19 protein-coding genes are annotated in these 21,019 nt (G+C 75.1%); 7 read left to right on the top strand and 12 right to left on the bottom strand.

The features are described 5' to 3' along the window. The 5 genes from ACRYMY_RS13100 to metG all read right to left on the bottom strand — a co-directional run bounded on the left by ACRYMY_RS13100 (position 1) and on the right by metG (position 5,945). Positions 1-957 carry a 4-(cytidine 5'-diphospho)-2-C-methyl-D-erythritol kinase gene (locus tag ACRYMY_RS13100; protein WP_432547700.1) on the bottom strand — a complete coding sequence of 319 codons (957 nt, stop codon included), beginning with the start codon at positions 955-957 and terminating at the stop codon, positions 1-3. 11 nt (positions 958-968) lie between these two features. Further along, a complete protein-coding gene (gene rsmA, locus ACRYMY_RS13095; protein WP_432547699.1) occupies positions 969-1,871 on the bottom strand; it encodes a 16S rRNA (adenine(1518)-N(6)/adenine(1519)-N(6))-dimethyltransferase RsmA in 903 nt (300 codons plus the stop codon). Further along, a complete protein-coding gene (locus ACRYMY_RS13090; RefSeq protein WP_432547698.1) occupies positions 1,844-2,980 on the bottom strand; it encodes a ubiquitin-like domain-containing protein in 1,137 nt (378 codons plus the stop codon). Before ACRYMY_RS13090 ends, rsmA begins: the two co-directional genes overlap by 28 nt. Positions 2,981-3,300: 320 nt before the next feature. Further along, on the bottom strand, positions 3,301-4,137 hold the full coding sequence (locus tag ACRYMY_RS13085) for a TatD family hydrolase (protein ID WP_432547697.1): 837 nt from the start codon (positions 4,135-4,137) through the stop codon (positions 3,301-3,303). After that, entirely contained in the window at positions 4,134-5,945 is a 1,812-nt protein-coding gene (metG, locus tag ACRYMY_RS13080) for a methionine--tRNA ligase (protein WP_432547696.1), read from the bottom strand. The genes ACRYMY_RS13085 and metG overlap by 4 nt, the downstream gene beginning before the upstream one ends. A 110-nt stretch (positions 5,946-6,055) precedes the next feature. Here metG and ACRYMY_RS13075 point away from each other — a divergent pair, with 110 nt between their 5' ends. Then, complete coding sequence (locus ACRYMY_RS13075; RefSeq protein ID WP_432547695.1) at positions 6,056-6,277, top strand: DUF3072 domain-containing protein; 222 nt, start codon at positions 6,056-6,058, stop codon at positions 6,275-6,277. 2 nt (positions 6,278-6,279) lie between these two features. Beyond that, positions 6,280-7,023 carry a VOC family protein gene (locus ACRYMY_RS13070; RefSeq protein ID WP_432547694.1) on the top strand — a complete coding sequence of 248 codons (744 nt, stop codon included), beginning with the start codon at positions 6,280-6,282 and terminating at the stop codon, positions 7,021-7,023. Here ACRYMY_RS13070 and yczE read toward each other — a convergent pair. Beyond that, entirely contained in the window at positions 6,945-7,622 is a 678-nt protein-coding gene (yczE, locus tag ACRYMY_RS13065) for a membrane protein YczE (RefSeq protein ID WP_432547693.1), read from the bottom strand. The genes ACRYMY_RS13070 and yczE overlap by 79 nt on opposite strands. Positions 7,623-7,682: 60 nt before the next feature. On the opposite strand from yczE, the gene yczR reads away from it, so the two are divergent. Continuing rightward, the gene (yczR, locus tag ACRYMY_RS13060; protein ID WP_432547692.1) at positions 7,683-9,104 is read left to right on the top strand and encodes a MocR-like transcription factor YczR; all 1,422 of its coding nucleotides are present in this window, start codon (positions 7,683-7,685) and stop codon (positions 9,102-9,104) included. Between the two features lie 22 nt (positions 9,105-9,126). Here yczR and ACRYMY_RS13055 read toward each other — a convergent pair whose 3' ends face one another. The 3 genes from ACRYMY_RS13055 to ACRYMY_RS13045 all read right to left on the bottom strand — a co-directional run bounded on the left by ACRYMY_RS13055 (position 9,127) and on the right by ACRYMY_RS13045 (position 12,495). Beyond that, the gene (locus tag ACRYMY_RS13055; RefSeq protein WP_432547691.1) at positions 9,127-10,350 is read right to left on the bottom strand and encodes an ATP-binding protein; all 1,224 of its coding nucleotides are present in this window, start codon (positions 10,348-10,350) and stop codon (positions 9,127-9,129) included. A 140-nt stretch (positions 10,351-10,490) separates the two neighbouring features. Beyond that, on the bottom strand, positions 10,491-11,462 hold the full coding sequence (locus tag ACRYMY_RS13050; protein WP_432547690.1) for a quinone oxidoreductase family protein: 972 nt from the start codon (positions 11,460-11,462) through the stop codon (positions 10,491-10,493). Between the two features lie 49 nt (positions 11,463-11,511). Further along, positions 11,512-12,495, bottom strand: coding sequence for a LacI family DNA-binding transcriptional regulator (locus tag ACRYMY_RS13045; RefSeq protein WP_432547689.1), 984 nt, complete (start codon positions 12,493-12,495; stop codon positions 11,512-11,514). A gap of 135 nt (positions 12,496-12,630) precedes the next feature. Between ACRYMY_RS13045 and ACRYMY_RS13040 the strand changes: the two genes are divergently transcribed. The 4 genes from ACRYMY_RS13040 to arfA are packed head-to-tail and all read left to right on the top strand — an operon-like array spanning position 12,631 to position 17,384. Continuing rightward, on the top strand, positions 12,631-13,947 hold the full coding sequence (locus ACRYMY_RS13040; protein WP_432547688.1) for an extracellular solute-binding protein: 1,317 nt from the start codon (positions 12,631-12,633) through the stop codon (positions 13,945-13,947). Between the two features lie 35 nt (positions 13,948-13,982). Beyond that, positions 13,983-14,930: a carbohydrate ABC transporter permease gene (locus ACRYMY_RS13035; RefSeq protein WP_432547687.1), complete on the top strand. Its 948-nt coding sequence runs from the start codon at positions 13,983-13,985 to the stop codon at positions 14,928-14,930. Further along, positions 14,927-15,823: a carbohydrate ABC transporter permease gene (locus ACRYMY_RS13030; protein WP_432547686.1), complete on the top strand. Its 897-nt coding sequence runs from the start codon at positions 14,927-14,929 to the stop codon at positions 15,821-15,823. The genes ACRYMY_RS13035 and ACRYMY_RS13030 overlap by 4 nt, the downstream gene beginning before the upstream one ends. A 43-nt stretch (positions 15,824-15,866) precedes the next feature. Beyond that, positions 15,867-17,384, top strand: a complete 1,518-nt coding sequence (arfA, locus tag ACRYMY_RS13025; RefSeq protein ID WP_432547685.1) for an arabinosylfuranosidase ArfA — start codon at positions 15,867-15,869, stop codon at positions 17,382-17,384. Positions 17,385-17,456: 72 nt separating this feature from the next. Here arfA and ACRYMY_RS13020 read toward each other — a convergent pair whose 3' ends face one another. From ACRYMY_RS13020 to ACRYMY_RS13010, 3 genes are all read right to left on the bottom strand, one after another. Beyond that, positions 17,457-19,052, bottom strand: coding sequence for a methyl-accepting chemotaxis protein (locus ACRYMY_RS13020; protein ID WP_432547684.1), 1,596 nt, complete (start codon positions 19,050-19,052; stop codon positions 17,457-17,459). Positions 19,053-19,147: 95 nt separating this feature from the next. Beyond that, complete coding sequence (locus tag ACRYMY_RS13015) at positions 19,148-19,765, bottom strand: response regulator (RefSeq protein WP_432547683.1); 618 nt, start codon at positions 19,763-19,765, stop codon at positions 19,148-19,150. Next, positions 19,762-21,015 (bottom strand): sensor histidine kinase, encoded by a 1,254-nt coding sequence (locus tag ACRYMY_RS13010; protein ID WP_432547682.1) that lies wholly within the window; start codon positions 21,013-21,015, stop codon positions 19,762-19,764. The genes ACRYMY_RS13015 and ACRYMY_RS13010 overlap by 4 nt, the downstream gene beginning before the upstream one ends. Positions 21,016-21,019: the final 4 nt, after the last annotated feature.

Raw genomic sequence — 21,019 nt, 5'->3', positions numbered from 1 at the left:
TCACTCCCCTCCCGCTCGGACGGCTTCGAGCACGCGCGCTCCCGGCGCGGGCCCGTCGGTGACGAGGACGGTCCCGCCGGGCCGGTCGCGGCCCAGCTCGGCCGCCAGCTCCCGCGCGTGCGCCGGTGAGGTCGCCAGCAGCGCCACCGTGGGGCCGGACCCGGACACGACGGCACCGGCGGCGCCCGCGGCGCGGCCGGCCTCCAGCGTCACCGCCAGCTGCGGGGCCAGCGAGAGCGCGGCCTCCTGCAGGTCGTTGTCGAGAGCGGCGCCCAGGGCGCGCGGGTCGCCGGAGCGCAGGGCGCGCTCGACGGCGTCCAGGCGCGGCTCCTCCAGCCGGCCGGGGCGGTCGGCGCGCAGGCGGTCCAGCTCGGCGTAGACGGCGGGCGTGGCCAGCCCGTCGCCGGCCAGGACGAACACCCACGAGAAGCGGGCGGTGGTCATCACGGGCGCCAGCTGCTCGCCGCGACCGGTGCCCACGGCGGTGCGCCCGTGCAGCGCGAACGGCACGTCCGAGCCCAGCTGCGCGCCCAGCTCGGTCAGGGCGGGCAGCCCCAGGCGGGTCTGCCACAGCGCGTCGCAGGCCACGAGGGCGGCGGCCGCGTCGGCGGACCCGCCGGCCATGCCGCCGGCCACGGGCACCGCCTTGTCGATCGTCAGGTGGACGTCGTCGGGCACCCCGGTGCGCTCGGCGAGCAGGCGGGCGGCGCGCACGGCGAGGTTGGTGCCGTCCAGCGGCACGGCGGAGGCGTCCACGCCCGGCCGCGGGCGCACCTGCACCGTGGTCCCGTGCCCGGGCGCGGCGCGCTCGGCGGTGACGTCCTCGGCGAGGGCGAGGGCCTGGAACACCGTGACGAGGTCGTGGTAGCCGTCGTCGCGGCGCGGGCCGACCTCCAGCAGGAGGTTGACCTTGGCGGGGGCGCGGGCGGTGACGGCCGCGCCGGGGGTCCTCGGCACGGTCGTCGACCCTACGGCGTCGCCGGGGGTGCCCCCGCCGCCGCGGCGATCCGGGCGAAGTCCGCCACGGCCAGCTGCTCCCCGCGCGCGCCGGGGTCGACGCCGGCGGCGCGCAGGGCGGCCTCGGCGGCCGGGGCGGACCCGGCCCACCCGGCCAGCGCGGCGCGCAGCGTCTTGCGGCGCTGGGCGAAGGCGGCGTCGACGACGGCGAAGACCTCCTCGCGGGTCGCCGTCGTCGCCGGCGGCTCGCGCCGCTCGAGGGCCACGAGGCCGGAGTCCACGCGCGGGACGGGCCAGAAGACCGCCGGCGGCACGGACCCGGCGCGACGGGCAGCGGCGTACCAGGCGGTCTTGGCGCTGGGCACGCCGTAGGTGCGGCTGCCGGGCGGCGCGACGAGCCGGTCGGCGACCTCGGACTGCACCATGACCAGCGCCCGCCGCAGCGTCGGGAAGCGCTCCAGCATCGTCAGCAGCACGGGGACGGCCACGTTGTACGGCAGGTTCGCCACGAGGGCGGTGGGCGCGGGGCCCGGCAGCTCCGCGACGTCGAGGGCGTCGGCCAGGACGACCTCCAGCTGCGCGCCCGGGCGGGCCCGGGCGGCGGCCGTGGCGGGCAGCTCGGCGGCCAGGACGGGGTCGACCTCGACGGCCACGACGCGGTCGACGGCCTCCAGCAGGGCCAGGGTCAGCGACCCGAGGCCCGGCCCGACCTCCACGACGACGTCGTCGGGGGCCAGGCCGGCGACCCGGACGATGCGGCGCACCGTGTTGGCGTCGACGACGAAGTTCTGGCCGAGCGTCTTGGTGGGCCGCACCCCCAGGCGCCCGGCGAGCTCGCGCACGTCGGACGCCGTGAGGAGCCCCGAGGGACCGGGGCCGGTGGGGGTCAGAGCCTCTTGCCGCACACGGGCCATTGTCCGGCACCGGCGCGCTGGTACAGCATCTTGGCCCGCAGGGTCTGCTCGGAGGCCGACGCCTGGCTGGGCAGGCCGCTGCCGCCGACGGCGCGCCAGGTGGAGACGCTGAACTGGTACAGGCCGTGGTACTTGCCGCTGGCCGAGACGATCGAGGGGTCGCCGCCGGACTCGCACTGGGCCAGGGCGCCCCAGTTCAGGCCGTCGACGCCGCCGCCGACGTTCCCGGACGTCGCGGGGGCGGGGGCGGGACGCGCCTTGGTGCCCACGCGCACGACCTCCTCGACGGGGGCCACGTCGACGACCTCGCCCACGGGGACGTGCTCGACGCGGACGCCGTCGCGCAGGACGTCGTCGAAGGTGACGGTCTTGGAGCCGTCGACGCCGGCCGTGACGACCTCGCGCTCGCCCTCGAACATCTCGCCGGTGCGCTCGGTGCGGCTGCCGTGCGGGACCGGGTGCACCTCGGTGCTGCTGACGCGGTCCACGCGCACGACCTGCACGCGCAGGTCCGGGGTGACGCGGGTGGCCGGGTCGAGCGAGACCTCGTCGCCCTCGCGGACCTCCACGCCGGCCTCGGCCAGCAGGGCGGCCACGTCGGCGGCGGTGGTGGTCAGGGCGCGCTCGGCGCCGTCGGCGGCCACGACGACGGGCTTGGGGGTGACGACGTCCAGGGCCAGGCCCTCGCGGCCCAGGGCCTGCGAGCGGGAGGCGGACAGCTTCGCGCCGTCGGCGCGCACGCCCAGGTCGGCCAGCGCGTCGTCGACGGTGAGCGCGGTGGTCCAGTAGGTGCGCTCCTCCCCGTCGACGGTGAGGGTGAGCTGGCGGCCGTAGCGCACGACGATCTCGTCGCCGTCGGACAGCTGCGCGTCGGGGGCGGGGGCGACGAGGTCGTGCTCGCCGAGGACGACGCCCTGGGCGTCCAGCACGGCGCCGACGGTGCCGGCGAAGGTGCTGATCTCGGTGGTGGTGCCGTCCGCGTCGAGGACGACGTCCTTGTCGAACGCGGTGAAGGCGACGGTGCCGCCGACGACGGCGGCCAGGGCGGTGCCCCCGGCGGTGAGGCGGACGGTCCGGCTGGACCGGGAGAGCAGGGCGCGCAGCTGCACGGAGGATCCTTCGACGAGGTGCCCGGGCACGAGCGCGGGCAGACCGTCACGAGGGGACCCCCGTCCCCGCGTCGGCCCCGCACCTGCTGGTGCGGTCGCCCGGCCGCCTCGATCCGGCCGACAGCGCGGGACCGTAACCGGCCCGGTACCCGCCCGACAAGTCCTCGTGATCGGCGGGGGCGCGCTCCCCCGCCCGGACAGGTGCTCCCCTCCTCCTCGACCGCAGGTCAGGGCACCTGTGGCCCCCGCCGGCGTGAGACGTGTCACGCCGCGGTCACGACGCGATCACGGGGTGGTCCGCGGGGTGGTCCGCGGGCCGGTCACCAGGGGCCGTAGACGGCCTCCGTGGTCGCCGCCAGCTGCCCGCACAGCTCCTCCAGGTCCGCCCCCAGCACGGCGGCCATCGCGCGGACCGTGTGCGGCACGAGGTAGCCGGCGTTGGGGCGGCCGCGGTGCGGCACCGGCGTCAGGTAGGGCGCGTCGGTCTCGACCATGACCCGCTCGCGCGGCGCGGCGCGCAGGGCCTCGCGCAGCGGCTCGGCGTTCTTGAACGTCACCGTGCCGGCGAAGGACAGGTAGTAGCCGGCGTCGGCGCACACCCGCGCCATGGCCGCGTCGCCGGAGAAGCAGTGGAAGACCGTGCGCTCCGGCGCCCCCTCCTCGGCCAGCACGCGCAGGACGTCCTCGTGGGCGTCGCGGTCGTGGACCTGCAGCGCCAGGCCCAGCTCCTTGGCCATCGCGATGTGCGCGCGGAAGGACCTCTCCTGCAGGTGCCACTGCTCGGGCGGGGTGCGGAAGTGGTCCAGGCCCGTCTCCCCCACCACCCGCACGCGCGGGTGGCGGGCGAGCTCGCGGACCTCGGCCAGCGCCGCCTCCAGCGCGCCGTCGGCGACGAGCTGCGGCACCTCGTTGGGGTGCAGCGCCACCCCGCCGAGCAGCTGCGGGTGGCGCTCCAGGGCCCCGACGGTCCAGCGGGCGGCGGGCAGGTCGCAGCCGATCTGCACGGCCCGCCCCACGCCCACCGCGGCCCCCGCCGCCAGGAGCTCGGCGACGACCGCGTCGGACTCCTCGGAGTCCAGGTGGGTGTGGTTGTCGGGGACGTCCACCGGCAGCGGCTCGGGCGCCGGCGGGCGTCCCCGCTCGCGCTCGGGGCTCACGCGCCGCCCGCCAGCCGGGCCAGCTCCTCCTCGACCACCGCGTCGATGTCCAGCTTGGTGAACACCGGCGTCGGCGCCGCCACGGGAGTGCCGGGCACGACGGGGTGCGAGGCCCACTCCGGCAGGGTCTCGCCGCGGCGGTAGTCGCCGGTGAGGACGGGGTAGGCGCGGGTGGCGTCGTCCAGGTCGGTGACCTCGCGCAGCTGCGGCAGCGGGGAGACGGTGCCGGTGCCGCCCAGGGCCTCGTGCACGGCCTGCGCCGAGTGCGGCAGGAACGGCGAGAGCAGCGTCCGGCAGTCCGAGACGGCCTGCGCGGTCACGTGCAGCACCGAGCGCATCCGCTCCGGGTCGGAGTTCTTGATCTTCCAGGGCTCCTGCTCGGTGAGGTACTTGTTCACCTCGCCGACGACCCGCATCGCCTCGGCGACCGCGGCGCGCTGGCGGTGCGCCTCGATGAGGGAGCCGACGGTGCCGAACCCGGCGCCGGTGGTGGCCAGGACCGCGCGGTCGGCGTCGGTGAGCTCCCCGCGCTCGGGGACCGATCCGACGTTCTTGGCGATGAGGCTGGCCGTGCGGTTGACGAGGTTGCCCCAGCCGGCGACGAGCTCGGAGTTCGTGCGGGTCGCGAACTCCTGCCAGGTGAAGTCCGCGTCGCTGTTCTCCGGGCCGGCCGCGGAGATGAAGTACCGCAGGGCGTCCGGCTGGTAGCGGGCCAGGACGTCGCGCACGTAGATGACGACGCCGCGGCTGGAGGAGAACTGCTTGCCCTCCATCGTGAGGAACTCGCTGGCCACGACCTCGCTGGGCAGGTTCAGCGCGCCGTACGGGCCCGGCGCGCCGCCGGCGGCGCCGCGGCCGTCGTAGGCCAGCAGCTCGGCGGGCCAGATCTGGGAGTGGAAGGTGATGTTGTCCTTGCCCATGAAGTAGTACGACCGCGCGGACGGGTCGGTCCACCAGGCGCGCCAGGCGTCGTCGTCGCCGGAGCGGCGGGCCCACTCCACCGAGGCGGACAAGTACCCGATGACGGCGTCGAACCACACGTACAGCCGCTTGGCGGGGTTGTCCTCCCAGCCGGGCAGCGGCACCGGGATCCCCCAGTCGATGTCGCGGGTCATGGCCCGCGGCTTGAGGTCCTCCAGCAGGTTCTGCGAGAACTTCAGCACGTTCGGGCGCCAGCGGCCCGTCTCCGCGCGCGTCTGCAGCCAGGAGCCCAGGGCGTCAGCCAGCGCGGGCAGGTCCAGGTAGAAGTGCTCCGTCTCCACGAACACCGGGGTCTCGCCGTTGATGCGGCTGCGCGGGTTCTTCAGCTCGATCGCGTCGAGCTGGTTGCCGCAGTTGTCGCACTGGTCGCCGCGCGCGCCGTCGAACCCGCAGATGGGGCAGGTGCCCTCGACGTACCGGTCGGGAAGGGTGCGCCCGGTGGACGGGGAGATGGCGCCCATGCCCTTCTTCGCCACCATGTAGCCGTTGCGGTGCACGGTGCGGAACATCTCCTGCACCACCGCGTAGTGGTTGCGCGTGGTCGTGCGGGTGAACAGGTCGTAGGACAGGCCCAGGGCGTGCAGGTCCTCGGCGATGACGCGGTTGTACCGGTCGGCGAGCTCCTGCGGGCCGACGCCCTCCTGCTCGGCCTGCACGAGGATCGGGGTGCCGTGCTCGTCGGTGCCCGAGACCATCAGGACGTCGTGACCCGCCATCCGCATGTACCGGCTGAACACGTCGGAGGGGACGCCGAAGCCGGCGACGTGGCCGATGTGGCGGGGGCCGTTGGCGTAGGGCCAGGCCACCGCGGACAGGACGTGGGTCATGCCCCGATCCTAGGGGCGGGGCCGGCGGCCCTCCCGGTCCGCGCCCCGGCGCGCGCCCCGACGGGCGCTCCGGCGGGCGCGTGTCGGAGGCGGGTCGTAGCGTCGGCGCCGTGGCTGACGACACCGAGAACACCGCCCCCGACCCGACGCAGAACGCCGAGAAGGACCCGGAGACCTGGGTCACCGGCGACGAGCCGATGACCGGCCCGCAGAAGAGCTACCTGGAGACGCTGGCCCGCGAGGCCGGGCAGGAGCTGCCCGGGGACCTCACCAAGGCGAAGGCGTCCGAGATGATCGACGAGCTGCAGCAGAAGACCGGCCGCGGGCAGTAGCCGTGGGCGCACCGGCGCCGGCGTCCCGCCTCGTGCAGGTGGTCGTGGACGCGCGCGACCCGTGGGCGCTGGCGCACTGGTGGCGCCGCGCGCTGGACTGGCGGGCCGGGTACACCGACGACCACGAGGCCGACGTCGACCCGCCCGAGGGCGAGCCCGGCGTCGGCCTGGTGTTCGTGCCCGTCGACCCGCCGTCGCCCGGGCGCCAGCGCCTGCACCTGGACCTCGACACCTCCTCGGTGGCCGAGCAGCGGCTCGTGGTGGCCGAGCTGCTCGACCTGGGCGCCCGGCGCCTGGACGTGGGGCAGGGCGAGGTGCCGTGGGAGGTGCTGGCCGACCCGGAGGGCAACGCCTTCTGCGTGCTGGACCCGCGCCCGGAGTACGACGGCAGCGGCCGGGTGGCCGCGCTGGTCGCCGAGGCGCGCGACCCGCACGCCCTGGCCGCCTTCTGGCGGGCCGCCTCGGGCTGGGAGCCGGTGCGCACCAGCGACGACGTGGTGGCGCTGCGCGCCGCCGGGGGCGGCCCCCACCTGGAACTGGTGCGCTCGCCGCACCCGCACGGGGGCAAGAACCGCTGGCACCTGGACCTGCGGCCCGTGCGCGCCGCCGGCCGCGACGCGGCGCTGCGCGAGCTGCTGGCCCGCGGCGCCCGGCGCGCCGACGTCGGTCAGGGCGAGGTGGCCTGGGACGTGCTGGCCGACCCGGAGGGCAACGAGTTCTGCCTGCTGGCCGGCCCGGTGGACTGAGGCGTCGGCCGCCCGCGGAACGCGGGGTCCATCCGCGGCAGGAACCAGCCCACGAGCGGCCCGATCCCCAGGGCGAAGGCGACGGTGCCGGCGCCCACGTCCCCGCCGAGGACCCAGCCGACGGCCAGCACCGTCAGCTCCACGAAGGCGCGGCACTGCCCCACGGGGCGGCCGGTGCGCGCGTGCAGGCCCGTCATGAGGCCGTCGCGCGGTCCGGGGCCCAGCCGCGCGCCCAGGTACAGGCCGCTGGCGAAGGCCAGCAGCACCAGGCCCGCCGCGAACAGCGGCACGCGCAGCAGCAGCGGGCCGGGCGGGGGTACGACGGTGACGGTCGCCTGGATCACCGTGCCCAGGAGCAGGACGTTGAGGACCGTGCCGGGCCCGGGCCGCTGACGCAGCGGCACCCACAGCAGCAGCACGGCCAGGCCGATGACGACGGTCAGCCAGCCGACGCCCGCGCCCGTCAGGCGGGACACCCCCTGCGCCAGCACCGTCCACGGGCCCACGCCCACGGCGGCCTGGACCATGAGGCCCTCGGCGACGCCGAACAGGCCCAGGCCGACCAGGAGGCGGCTCCAGCGCAGGAGTGGACTCGTCACCAGGAGATTGGACCGCTCGGAATCCGTGACCGGTAGGGCCAATCCGCGTACGGTGGCCTGGTGACCACGGGCCCGCGCTCCCTCGTGGCCCTGCTCGACGGCTGGCGCGACAGCGGTGGCCCGGCCTTCCGGGCGCTGGCCGCCCGGGTGCGGCTGCTCGCCGTCGACGGGCGCCTGGCCTCCGGCAGCAGGCTGCCCGCCGAGCGGGAGCTGGCCGGCGCGCTGGGGGTCAGCCGCACGACGGTCAGCGCGGCGTACGCGGCGCTGCGCGAGTCCGGCCACCTCGTCAGCGTGCGCGGGTCGGGCAGCGTCGTGCAGCTGCCGGGCCCGCGCGCGCGGGACCCCGAGGTGCCGGGACCCCTGGACCTGACCCGCGCGGTGCTGCCGTGCGCGCCGCAGGTGCACGGGGCGGCGGTGCTGGCCGCGGCCGACCTGCCCTCCGCCACGGGCCCCGACCGGCCGGGTGGCGGCTACGACCTCGTGGGGCTGCCGGAGCTGCGCGCGCTGCTGGCCGCCCGCTACACCGCGCGCGGCCTGCCGACGCGCCCGGAGGAGGTCCTGGTCACCCTGGGCGCGCAGGCCGCGATCGGGCTGCTGGCGCGCACGTGCACCTCCCCCGGTGACCGGGTGCTGGTGGAGTCGCCCTCCTACCCGCACGCCCTGGACGCCGTGCGCGCCGCGGGCGCGCGGCCGGTGACCGTCCCGGTGCGCGCGGCGACGGCCCGCGAGGCCGGCGGCTGGGACGCCGACGCGCTGGAGCAGGCGTTCGCCCGCGCCCGGCCCGCACTGGCCCACCTCATGCCGTCCTTCCACAACCCCACGGGCGCCGTCATGCCGGAGGAGCTGCGCCGGCGCGTCGTCGAGCTGGCGCGCCGGTACGGCACCCGGCTGGTGGTGGACGAGACGACCGCCGAGCTGGCCGTCGACGGGCCCGCGCCCGGCCCCTTCCCGGCCGACGTGGTCCACGTGGGCACGGTCGCCAAGACGCTGTGGGGCGGGTTGCGCATCGGCTGGGTGCGCGCGGACGCCCGCCTGGTGCGGCACCTGGCGCAGCACCGCTCCCCCTGGGAGCTGGGCACCCCGGTCCTGGAGCAGCTCCTGGTCGCGCGGGCGCTGCCGCACCTGGACGACGTCCTGGCCGACCGGCGCGAGCAGCTGCGCGCCGGGCGCGACACCCTGCTGCGGCTGCTCGCCGGGGCGGTGCCCGAGTGGGAGCTGCCACGCGTCGACGGCGGGTTCTGCGCCTGGGTGAACCTGGGCGCGGAGGCCAGCAGCGCCCTGGTCACCGCGGCCGCGCGCCGCGGGCTGCAGCTGACCGCGGGACCGCGCTTCGGGGTCGACGGCGCGTTCGAGCGGTTCCTGCGCGTGCCGTTCGGCCACCCGCCGGGGGTGCTGGAGCGGGCGGTGCCGCTGCTGGCCGCGGCGTGGGCGGAGGCCCGCACCGCCGACCGCCCCCCGCTCGCCGTCGCCGACGTCGTGTGAGGACGCGGCCGGGGCCAGCGGGTCAGGAGCGTCCGGCCCGTGGGCGGGGGCGGCGCGGCGGGACGTCCAGCGTCGGGATGGCACGCAGGAGGAAGCGGTCGAAGTGGGGGACGGTGAAGGCCGCGTAGCCGTGCTGCGGGGTCCAGAGGAGTCCCATGCTGATCAGTTCCGCTCGCGTCGGGCCGAGGTTGGTGGAGGTCCGCCCCATGACCTCGGCCACGTCAGCGGCTTTCTGAGCGGCGGGCCCCAACTGCGCCATCGCCCGCAAGTAAGCGCGCTGCAGCTCGGTGGTGCGGTCCAGCCGCACCCGGAAGAACGACGCGTCCAGCTTCGCCTCGTACGCCGGGACCGCGGCACGGATGTCGTCGAGACCGATCTCAGGACCTCGCGCGACGGTCCACACCGCGTAGCCGAGCTCCTGGACGAAGTACGGGTACCCGCCCGTGATGGAGACCGCGTCGTCCAGCGCGGCGGTGCTGTACGTGATCCCTTCCTCAGCTGCGGGTCGCGCCAGGGCGCTCTTGGCGTCGTCGTCGTCGAGGTTGCCGATGCTGGGGAACTTGAAGAGCCGCTCGGCGTAGGACTTGGCGTCTCCGGCGAGCTCAGCGATCTGCGGCAGTCCAGCGCCGACCAGGGTGATGGGCAGTTTCCGCTGCACCATCTTGTGCAGCGCCTGGATGAGCGCCTCGAGCTGCACCTTGCTCAGGAACTGGACCTCGTCGAAGAGCAGGACGACGCCTCGCTCCTGCTCCTCGGCCGCCTCGCCGAGCGCCAGGAAGACGTCTGTGAGGTCCATGGCCAGATCGGCGTGGTCGGCGAACCCCTCAGCCGCCTCGACGTCCGTCCCGGCGGTGACCGTGCCCGCGGCGTCGACCGAGAGGCTGAAGGACTTCAGCACGGCAGCGGCGTGGCGGAGCCGATCGGTCCAGCGCACCCGTGGCGACAGCTGCAGCAGGGCAGCCCGCAGACGGGACGAGATGTCCCGGCGGAAGTCCGCTTCGTCGTGCTTGCTCACCTCCTGCTCGACGACGACCCACTCCTGCGCCAGTGCCTTGGTGCGGAACTGCCCCAGCAGGACGGTCTTGCCGACTCCGCGCAAGCCGGTGATGATCATCGACTGCTCGGTGCGACCGCGGGCCAGACGGGCCAGCAGCAGGTCGAAGGAGTCGAGCTGGTCATCACGGCCGACGACGGCCTCCGGCTCAGCACCCGCGTTCGGGGTGTACGGGTTGGTGAGGGCTCGCACACGCACAGCTTAGCCAGCTTAGTCAGCTTTATCTGGCGAAGATAAAGTCTTGTGGTGATGCTTCTTCCAGCGAGCCCTTCCCCAGACTCGGACCGGGCCGGTCCAGCTGGAGAGGCTCGAAGGAGATCGACGTCGCGCGCTCACCCCTCGCCGGGCAGCAGGAGCAGCTTGCCGGTGGTGCGCCGGCCCTGCAGGTCCTCGTGGGCGCGGCGGGCGTCGGCCAGGGGGTAGGTGCCGCCGATCCGCACGTCGAGGCGGCCGGCGGCGATCCAGCCGAACAGGTCCTCGCAGCGGGCGAGCAGCTCCTCGCGGGTGCGCGTGTAGGAGGCCAGCGTGGGGCGGGTCAGGAACAGCGAGCCCCCCGTGTTCAGCCGCTGCACGTCGAAGGGCGGCACCTGCCCGCTGGAACCGCCGAACAGCACCATCAGCCCGCGCGGGCGCAGGGCCTCCAGGCTGGCGTCGAAGGTGTCCTTCCCGACGCTGTCGTAGACGACGTCGACGCCGCGGCCGCCGGTCAGCTCGCGGGCCCGGGCGGTGGCGTCGGCGTAGCGGACGACCTCCAGGGCGCCGGCCGCGCGGGCCAGCTCGGCCTTCTCCTCCGTGGACGTCGTCGCGAGCACCCGCCCGCCGCGCAGGGTGACGATCCGGGTGAGCAGCAGACCCACCCCGCCGGCGGCGGCGTGCACGAGCGCCCACGTGCCGTGCCGCACGTCGTAGGTGCTGGTGGCCAGGTAGTGCGCGGTCAGGCCCTGCAGCACCGCCGCGGCCGCCGTGCGCGCGTCCACGCCCTCCGGGACGGGGACGAGCTCGGCGGCGTCGACGACGACGCGCTGCGCGTAGCTGCCGGGCGCCTCCTTCCACGCCACCAGCTGGCCCGGCGCGAACGCGGCCGCGCCCTCACCGGCCTCCAGCACCCGGCCGGCGCCCTCGGAGCCGAGGACGGCGGGCAGGTCGAGGGGGTAGACGCCGCTGCGCCGGTAGGTGTCGATGTAGTTGACGCCCGCGGCCTCGACCTCCACGAGCACCTGCCCGGGCCCCGGCCGCGGGTCGGGCACGTCGGTGACGGTGAGGACCTCCGGTCCCCCGGTCCGGTCGATCTGCACGGCGCGCACGGCGCGATCCTGCCCGCGCGGCCGCCCGCGCGCACGCCCTGCCCGGCGCTCAGGCGGGGGCGCTCTCGCGCACGACGAGGTGGTGGGACGCGGTGACCAGCTTGGGCGGGGAGTCGTCGCCGGCCAGGCGCGCGGCGAGCAGGCCGAGGGCGAGGCGGGCGATCTCGGCGCGGTCCAGGGCCACCGTGGTCAGCGACGGGGTCGAGTACCGGGCCTCCTCCACGTCGTCGACGCCGACGACGGCGACGTCGTCGGGCACCCGGCGGCCCAGCTCGGTCAGCGCCCGCACGGCGCCGGAGGCGAGCAGGTCGTTGGCGGCGAAGACGGCGTCCACGTCGGGGCGCTCGGCCAGCAGCGCCCGGGCGCCGTCGTAGCCGTGGACGCGCTCCCACTCCGGCGTCGCCCGCAGCAGCGAGGAGTCGAAGGGCACGCCCGCGCGGCGCAGGGCCCGGCGGTAGCCGGCGACGCGCTGGGCGACCACGGGCGGGCGGTCGTCGCCCTTGTCGCCGAGGAAGGCCACGCACCGGCGGCCGGAGTCGAGCAGGTGGCGGGTGGCGGTGTCGCCGATGCCGGCGGAGTCGATGGTGACGCGGTCGAGGCCGACGCCCTCGCCGTTCTCGCCGATGACGACGGCCGGGGTGGTGTCGCGCCGGCGGGAGAGCTCCTCGACGGGGATGGTCAGCGGCACGAAGACGAGCCCGTCGACCATGCGGACGGGGAAGCCGTCGCTGACCTCGCGCTCGCGCTCGAGGTCGGCGTCGGTCTGCTCGACGATGAGGGTCAGCCCGCGCTCGCGGGCGGTGCGCACCAGTTCGGAGGTCAGCTCCCCGTAGTAGGAGCTGGTGACGTTGGGCACCGCGAGGGCGACGAGGCCGCTGCGGCCCTGCCGCAGCTGGCGGCCGATCCCGTTGGGGCGGTAGTCGAGCTGGTCGATGACCGCGCGCACGCGCGCGCGCATCTCGGGCCGGACGTGCGGGTGGTCGTTGACGACGTTGGACACCGTCTTGATCGACACACCCGCGGCAACAGCCACATCACGCAGCGTCGTCGCTCGGGCAGTGGGCACCCGCGCATCATCGCACCCGCTCCGCGCTGGCCGCTTGACCTTCCGGCCGAGTGCGTGTTCCATGCGTTCAACGTTGTAAAGCAGATGGCCCGGAGGTCGAGGATGACCCGCACCACCCCCTCGCGCAGGTCCGTCCTGCGCGCAGCGGGACTCGCCGCGGCCGGTGCCGGCACGGTGGGTCTCGCCTCCTGCGCGACCCCCGTCGTCGGGACCGCCGCCGGCACCGAACTGGCGTACTGGAACTTCTTCACCGGCGGCGACGGCGAGCGGATGGTCGACCTCGTCAACGCCTACCGCTCCGAGGCGCCGGACGTCACCGTCACCGACACCACGCTCATGTGGGGCGCGCCGTACTACACCAAGCTGGCGATGGCCTGCGCCGGCGGGCGCGCGCCCGACCTGGCCTCGATGCACCTGTCGCGGTTGCCGGCCTTCGCCGCGCACCTGCTCGACCCGTTCGACCTCGACGAGCTCGAGGCCCGCGGGATCAGCGCCGACTCCTTCCCCGCACCGGTGTGGGACAGCGCCACGGTCGACGGCCAGCTGTTCGCCCTGCCGCTGGACACCCACCCGCTGGTCCTCTACGTGAACACCGACCTGTGCGACCGGGCGGGCCTGCTCGACGGCGATGGGCAGCTCGTCGACCTGGGCTCCCCCGAGGCGTTCCTCGACGCCGGGCGGCGCCTGGCAGAGGTCACCGGTTCCACCGGCATCTCGTGGGCCGCCGCCGACGGGCTGGCGAGCTGGATGCTGTTCTGGTCGCTGTACCGCCAGCAGGGCGGGAACATCGAGCTGCCCGTCGGCGGCAGCGCGCAGGTGGACCGCGAGGCGATGGTCTCGACGTTCTCCTTCCTGCGCGACATGACCGACGGCACCGTCTGCTCGCCCACCCTCGACGGACCGGCCGCGCCGGCCGTGTTCGCCAGCGAGCAGGCCGGGCTGTTCATGCTCGGCCCCTGGGAGATCGTCACGGCGCAGACCGCGGGCATCCCGTTCACGATGGTGCAGTTCCCGGCCGTCTTCGGCGACACCCCGTACGTCCGCGCCGACAGCCACAGCTTCGTGCTGCCCCGCCAGTCCTCCCTGGACCCCGCCCGGCGCTCGGCCGCCTACGACATGGCGGCGTCCATGCTGCGCAACAGCGACACCTGGGCGCAGGGCGGTCACATCCCGGCCCTGCAGGACGTCGTGCAGAGCGCGGAGTACCAGGAGCTGCAACCGCAGGCGAACTACGCCGGCGCCGCGGAGGTCGTCGAGTTCGACCCGGTCGCCTACTTCTCCGGTTCCGGGTCGCAGCTGATGTCCTACGGGGGGCAGCTCGTCCTCGGCGTCTGCACGCGCGCGCAGACCCCCGAGCAGGCCACCGACGCCCTCGTCACCTGGCTCGACCAGCAGCTCGCCATCCCCAGCCCGGTCTGACCGGCCCGCTCCCCGAGGTACACCGAGGTACACCCATGGCAACCACCACGAGCGGGCGCACGGTCGTCCCGCCGCCGCGGACCAGCAGGCCGCGCCGCACGCCGTCGCTCGCGACGAACCGCGGCGGGTTCTGGTTCGTCCTCCCCTTCCTCCTCGTCTACGCCGCCTTCACGGTCTTCCCGGTGCTCTACGGGTTCGGGATGAGCTTCTTCAACGTCAGCCTGGCCGGCGCGGCGCCGTCCTTCGTCGGGCTCGACAACTACGCCGAGATGCTCGGCGACGCCCGGGTGTGGCAGACGCTCGGCGTCACGCTGCTGTTCACCGTCCTGTCGACGGTGCCGCTCATCCTGGTCGCGCTCGTCATGGCGCTGCTCGTGCACACGGGCGCCAAGGGGCAGTGGTTCTGGCGGTTCTCCTTCTTCGCGCCGTTCCTGCTCCCGGTCTCGACCGTGGTGCTCGTCTGGAACTGGCTCATGCAGGGCGACTTCGGCTTCCTCAACAACGTGCTCGGCGCGGTCGGCCTGCCGGCCGTCGGCTGGCTCACCGACGAGTCCGTCGCCCTGCTGTCGGTCGTCCTCATCACGGTGTGGTGGACCGTCGGCTTCAACTTCCTGCTGTACCTGTCGGCCCTGCAGGCCATCCCCGAGTCGGTCTACGAGGCGGCGTCGCTGGACGGCGCCGGCGGCTGGCGCAAGACCGTCTCCATCACGCTGCCGCTGCTGCGCACGACCACCGTGCTCGTCCTCATCCTGCAGGTGCTGTCGTCGCTGAAGATCTTCGACCAGGCCTACATCCTCTTCGGCGGCTCCGGCGGCCCCGGTGGGCGGGCCGCCCCGATCCTGCAGTACGTCTACGACACCGGGTTCGTGAACTACCGGCTCGGGTACGCCTCGGCCGTCTCCTACATGTTCTTCGCCCTCATCATCGTCGTGTCGGTCGCCCAGTTCGCGATCAGCCGCCGCCGCGGGAGGACCTCCGCATGACCACCCTCACCACCGCCGCCCCCGACGAGGCGCCGGCCGGCCGGACCGACGGCGGGCGGGTGCAGCACCGCTCCACGCTCTCGCGCGCCCTGGTGCTCACGGCCCTCGCCGTCGTCGCCGCCCTGTGGCTGGCGCCGCTGGCCTGGGCGCTCATCACCTCGCTCAAGCCCGAGTCGGAGACGACGAACGTCCCGCTGGAGCTGGTCCCCGAGACGGGCTTCACCGGCGCCGCGTACTCCTCGGTGCTGTCGAACGACAACCTCATCACCTGGTTCGTGAACTCCACGCTGGTGGCGGTCGTCGTCACGGTCCTGACCGTCGCCGTCTCCGCGCTGGCCGCCTACGGCTTCTCCCGGTGCAGCTTCCGCGGCCGGGGCCTGCTGTTCGGCCTCGTCGTCGCCGGGATCATGGTGCCGCCGCAGATCCTCATCGTGCCGCTGTACCAGGAGATGCTCGCCCTGGACCTCGCCGACACCTACTGGGGCATCATCCTGCCGCAGCTCGCGGTGCCCACCATGGTGTTCATCCTCAAGGCGTTCTTCGACGGCATCCCGGTCGAGCTGGAGGAGGCCGCCCGCGTCGACGGCGCGAGCTCCTTCCGGATCTTCTGGCAGATCGTGCTGCCGCTGTCCCGGTCGATCCTGGCCGCGGTCTCGATCTTCGTGTTCATCGGCGCCTGGAACAACTTCCTGTGGCCGTTCATCATCACGTCCAACCCGGACCTCATGACGCTGCCCGTCGGGCTCGTCCAGGTGCAGTCCAGCTTCGGCGTCCGCTACGCGCAGGTCATGGCCTCCGCGCTCCTGGCCGGCCTGCCCCTCATCATCGTGTTCATGCTGTTCCAGCGACAGATCATCCGCGGGGTCGCCACCACCGGCCTCGGCGGACGCTAGGCACGACCCACCACCGATCACCCCACCCCGAGAGGACGACACCGTGCGCACCGCGAAGCTCACCCTGGACCCCGGCTTCACCGTCGGCCCGGTCCCCCGCCGGCTCTTCGGCTCGTTCGTCGAGCACATGGGCCGCTGCGTCTACACCGGCATCTTCGAGCCGGAGCACCCCAGCGCCGACGAGAACGGCTTCCGCACCGACGTGCTGGAGCTGACCAAGGAGCTCGGCCCGACGGTCGTGCGCTACCCCGGCGGCAACTTCGTCTCCGGCTTCGAGTGGGAGGACTCCGTCGGCCCGCGCGAGGAGCGGCCCCGCCGCCTGGACCGCGCGTGGCGCTCGACCGAGACCAACCAGTTCGGCCTGGCCGAGTTCGACGCCTGGGCGCGCGCCGTGGACACCGAGCCGATGATGGCCGTCAACCTCGGCACCCGCGGCCTGCAGGACGCCTGCAACCTGCTGGAGTACTCCAACATCGCCTCCGGGTCGAAGTACTCCGACCTGCGCGTCGCGCACGGCTCGAAGGACCCGTTCGGCATCAAGCTCTGGTGCCTGGGCAACGAGCTCGACGGTCCCTGGCAGACCGGCCACAAGACCGCCGCCGAGTACGGCCGCCTCGCCCACGAGACCGGCATGGCGATGCGCAGCATCGACCCCGACATCGAGCTCGTGGCGGTCGGGTCCTCCAGCCGCTCGATGCCGACGTTCGGCGCGTGGGAGTCGACGGTCCTGGAGCTGTCCTACGACGCCGTCGACTACGTCTCGCTGCACGCGTACTACGAGGAGAAGGACGGCGACGTCGCCAGCTTCCTCGGCTCGGCGGTCGACATGGACCTGTTCATCGAGCAGGTCGTCGCGACGGCCGACGCCGTGCGCGCGCGCGGCAAGCACTCCAAGAAGATCAACCTGAGCTTCGACGAGTGGAACGTCTGGTACCAGTCTCGCCCGCACCACGCCCCCGGCGTCCAGCCGTGGGACGTGGCCCCGCGCGTCATCGAGGACGAGTACTCGATCACCGACGCCGTCGTCGTCGGCACCCTGCTGAACTCCCTGCTGCGCCACAGCGACCGCGTGACCATCGGCGCGCAGGCCCAGCTCGTCAACGTCATCGGCCTGCTGCGCAGCGAGCCCGGCGGCGACGCGTGGAAGCAGACGATCGCCCACCCGTTCGAGCAGGTGCGCCGCCTGGCCACGGGCGAGGTGCTGCGGGTGGCGGCCACGTCCGACAAGTACGAGTCCGACAAGTACGGCGACGTCGACGTCGTGGACGCCTCGGCCACCTGGGACGAGGAGACCTCGACCGTCTCGCTGTTCCTGGCCAACCGCGACCTGGCCGACTCCGCGAAGGTCGACGTGTCGCTGCGCGGCTTCGACGTCTCGAAGGTCGTCACGGCGAAGGTGCTGGCCGCCACCGAGGGCCAGGACCGGCACACCACGAACCTCGAGGGCGCCCACGACGCCGTGGGCCTGCGCCCGCTGCAGGACGTCACCGTCGCCGACGGCGTCGCCACCGTCGTCCTGCCGCCGCTGTCCTGGGCGGTCGTGCAGGTCGCCAAGGCCTGACGCCCTCCCGGACGCGCGAGCGCCCCGGTCCCCGCGAGGGGGCCGGGGCGCTCGCGCGCGGGCGGTGCGGCGTCAGACGCGGAAGCGGCCGACCAGGGTCTGCAGCTCGCCCGACATGCGGGTCAGCTCGGCGGTGGCGCGCTGCGACTCGGCGACCGCGTCGGTGGTGGCGCGCGCGGCGTGCGCGACCGCGTCGATGTTCGTGGCGATGCTGCCCACGCCGGCCGAGGCCTCCGAGACCGAGCGGGACATCTCGTTCGTCGTGGCGGTCTGCTCCTCCACCGCCGAGGCGATGGTGGTCTGGAAGTCGCTGATGGTGGCGATCGTCTCGGAGATCTCGCGGATGGCGGCGACGGCGCCCTCGGTGTCGGCCTGGATGGCCTCCACGCGGCGGGCGATGTCCTCGGTGGCGCGGGCGGTGCCCTGGGCCAGCTCCTTGACCTCGCCGGCGACGACGGCGAAGCCCTTGCCGGACTCGCCGGCGCGGGCCGCCTCGATGGTGGCGTTGAGGGCCAGCAGGTTCGTCTGCTCCGCGATCGAGGTGATGACCTTGACGACGTCGTTGATCTCGCGGCTGGAGGCGCCCAGCCGGGTCACCGTCTCCGTGGTCGCCTCGGCCTGGGCGACGGCGTGCGCGGCGACGCGGGCGGCCTCGGAGGCGTTCTGCGCGATCTCGCGGATGCTGACGTCCATCTCCCCGCCGCCGGCGGCGGCGGTCTGCACGCTGTGCGCGACGTCGCGGGCAGCGGAGCTGACGGCGCCGGACTGGGCGGCGGACTCGCTGGCGGCGCCGGCGATGGCCCCGGCCGTGCCGCTGAGGCGGTCGGCGGCTCCGGCCAGGTCACCGGAGCTGCGCCCGACGCCGCGCAGCGCCTCCTGCAGCGACGTCAGGGCCTCCCCGAGCGCGGTGGCCATGCGGCCGACCTCGTCGCGGGAGTCCACCTGCGGGCGCTGGGTGAGGTCACCGCCGCGCAGGGCGGTCAGCACGCGGCCGACCTCCTGCACGGGGCGGGTGATGCCGCGCGCGACGAGCACGCCGGTGCCCAGGGACAGGACGGCGCCGAGGACGGCGATGAGGACGACGAGCAGGCGCCCGCGGGAGGCCGCGTCGTCGGCGGCGCCGACGGCGCTGTCCGCGGCGGCGTCGCTGGCGGCCTGCGAGGCGCTGAGGAAGCGCTCGATGGCCTCCCAGGAGGGGGCGACGTCCTCGACGTAGACCTGCCCGGCGCGCTCGAGGTCCCCGGCCTGCCCGAGCTGCACGAGCTCCTGCTGGGCGCTCTTCCACGCCCCCCAGGCGTCCACGAGCGGCTGCAGGCGCTCGCGGCCGGCGGCGTCCAGGCCGGCGGTGTAGTCGGACAGCAGGTCGTCGACGGCCTCGACGTCGTCGCGGTAGGCCTGGTTGAAGGCCGGGGCCTGCTGGACGCCGGGCACCCAGGCGACGACGGTCGCGTCGTAGCGGGTCTTCTCCAGCGCCACCCGGAACGTGGCGGCGGTCTGCTGCTCCTGGGTCACGTCGTAGACGGCGTGGGCCTGGTCGCGGGCCTCGGCGAGCTGGGAGACCGCCACCCCCGTGACCACCCCGGTGGCCAGCAGGCCGACGACGACGGAGGAGGCGATGCGGACGGCGACGGGCGTGTCGGCGACGGCGGCGCGCAGCGTGCGGGACATGGACGGCGGCTCCTGAGCTGTGGTGCGCGGCCGCGCGGGTGCGGCGGACCGGTCCTGGTCCATCGGCAGCCGGGCGCCCGGCCTGCAGCGCGCGCTCAGATCCACCCGGCGCGGCGGGCGGCGGCCACCGCCTCGTGGCGGTTGGCGACGCCGAGCTTGCCGACGGCCGAGGACAGGTGGTTGCGCACGGTGCCGGGCGACAGGGACACCCTGAGGGCGATCTCCTCCACCTGCGCCCCGTCGGCGGCCAGCTCCAGCACGTCCGCCTCGCGCGGGGTCAGGGGGCTCTCCCCCGCCGCGATGGCGTCGGCCGCCAGCTCCGGGTCGACCCAGCGGCCACCGGCGGCGACGGTGCGGATGGCGTCGGCGAGGACGGCGCCGGAGGCGGTCTTGGGCAGGAACCCGCGCACGCCCAGCTCCAGCGCCCGCTTGAGGTAGCCGGGCCGGCCGTGGCTGGTGAGGACCATCGTGCGGCAGCCGGGGACCTGCTCGTGCAGCTGCGCAGCCACGGCCAGGCCGTCGGCGCCGGGCATCTGCAGGTCGAGGACGGCGACGTCGGGGAGCGCCTTGCGGGCGGCCGCGACGGCCTCGGGCCCGGAGGCGGCCTGGGCGACGACCTCGATGTCGTCCTGCAGGTCCAGCAGCCCGGCGACGGCGCTGCGGACGAGGTTCTCGTCGTCGGCCAGGAGGACCCGCACGCTCGCCCCGCTCACCGCTCACCTCCCCGCGGCAGCGTCGCCACCAGCGTGAACTCCCCGCCGCGGCCCGTGGCGGACAGCTCCCCGCCCAGGGGCCGCAGTCGCTCGGCGAGGCCCTCCAGGCCCGAGCCGCGGCCCGTCCCCGGGTTCGCGCCGTCGTTGACCACCCGCACCTCGACCTCCTGCCCGCCCACGGTCACCGACACCCGGCAGCGGCTGGGCACCGCGTGCCGCACCACGTTCGTCACGCCCTCGCGCACCACCCACGCCGCCGCCTCGCGGACGTCGGCGGGCACCTCGCCGAGGGACCCGGCCACCTCCACGGTGCACGGCACGCCCGCCGAGCGCAGCAGAGCGGCCGCCCCGTCCAGCTCGGCGGCCAGGTCCACGCCGCGGTAGCCGCGCACGACCTCGCGCACCTGGCGCAGCGAGTCCTGCGCGACGCGGCGCACCTCCTCGGCCCGCTCGGCGGCCTCGGGGCGCCCGCGGCGGGCCAGCTCGGCGACGAGGTCGCTGGTGACGGCGATGGCGGACAGGTCCCGGCCGACGACGTCGTGCAGGTCGCGGGCGAAGCGCAGCCGCTCCTCGGCCACGGCCAGGCGGGCCCGGTCCTGCTCGGCGCGCGCCAGCCGGCGCACCACGTCGCAGATCCACAGCGACAGCTGCGCGGTGAAGGCGACGAACAGCGCGACCACGGCCACGAGGGCCACCACGGCGCCCCAGGAGGCGGCCGGGGGGCGCGCCAGCACCCCGGCCAGCAGCCCGGCGCCCAGCGCGGCGGGCAGGTACCGGCGCGGGCCGGCCCGCCCCAGCGGCGCCGTGCCGACGAACGCGGCGGCGGCCAGGACGACGACCCGCCAGCCGGAGGCCTCCGGGCCGCCGGTGCCGGCGCCGACCGCGACGGCCAGCGCGCTCGTGCCCAGCCACGCCAGCAGGTGGCGCCGGGTGCGCGGGGCGCCGGTGATCTGCCGGTCCACCAGGACGCCCGTCGCGACGGCCTGCGCGAGGACCACGGCCAGCGCGAGCAGCCAGGCGCCCTGCCCGACGCCCTGCGCGGGCCCCTGCCCCAGCTCGGGGCGGCGGCTGAGGACGAGGAACGGGCCGATGAGCCAGATCGCCGCGAACGAGACCCGCGTGTAGACCTCGATGCGGGTCACGTCGTCCGCGGCCCGCCAGCGGCGCACCAGCGCGGCGGGCGTGGACCGCCCGCCGCGCGGCGCCGGGCTCGCTGCGGCGCCGGAGCTCTGGACGTCCGGGACGCTCACGGCG

The sequence above is a fragment of the Kineococcus haloalkalitolerans genome (assembly GCF_050871905.1).
Classification (GTDB): Bacteria; Actinomycetota; Actinomycetes; order Actinomycetales; family Kineococcaceae; genus Kineococcus.
The sequence above is the reverse complement of the archived record's forward strand: the minus strand, read 5'-3'. Positions and strand labels throughout refer to the sequence as shown.

Bases quoted from the DNA above. Each gene is read 5' to 3' on its own strand.
- rsmA (WP_432547699.1), bottom strand. From the start codon at position 1,871: ATGGCCCGTGTGCGGCAAGAGGCTCTGACCCCCACCGGCCCCGGTCCC.
- metG (WP_432547696.1), bottom strand. From the start codon at position 5,945: ATGACCCACGTCCTGTCCGCGGTGGCCTGGCCCTACGCCAACGGCCCC.
- ACRYMY_RS13040 (WP_432547688.1), top strand. From the start codon at position 12,631: ATGACCCGCACCACCCCCTCGCGCAGGTCCGTCCTGCGCGCAGCGGGA.
- ACRYMY_RS13035 (WP_432547687.1), top strand. From the start codon at position 13,983: ATGGCAACCACCACGAGCGGGCGCACGGTCGTCCCGCCGCCGCGGACC.
- ACRYMY_RS13030 (WP_432547686.1), top strand. From the start codon at position 14,927: ATGACCACCCTCACCACCGCCGCCCCCGACGAGGCGCCGGCCGGCCGG.
- ACRYMY_RS13020 (WP_432547684.1), bottom strand. From the start codon at position 19,052: ATGTCCCGCACGCTGCGCGCCGCCGTCGCCGACACGCCCGTCGCCGTC.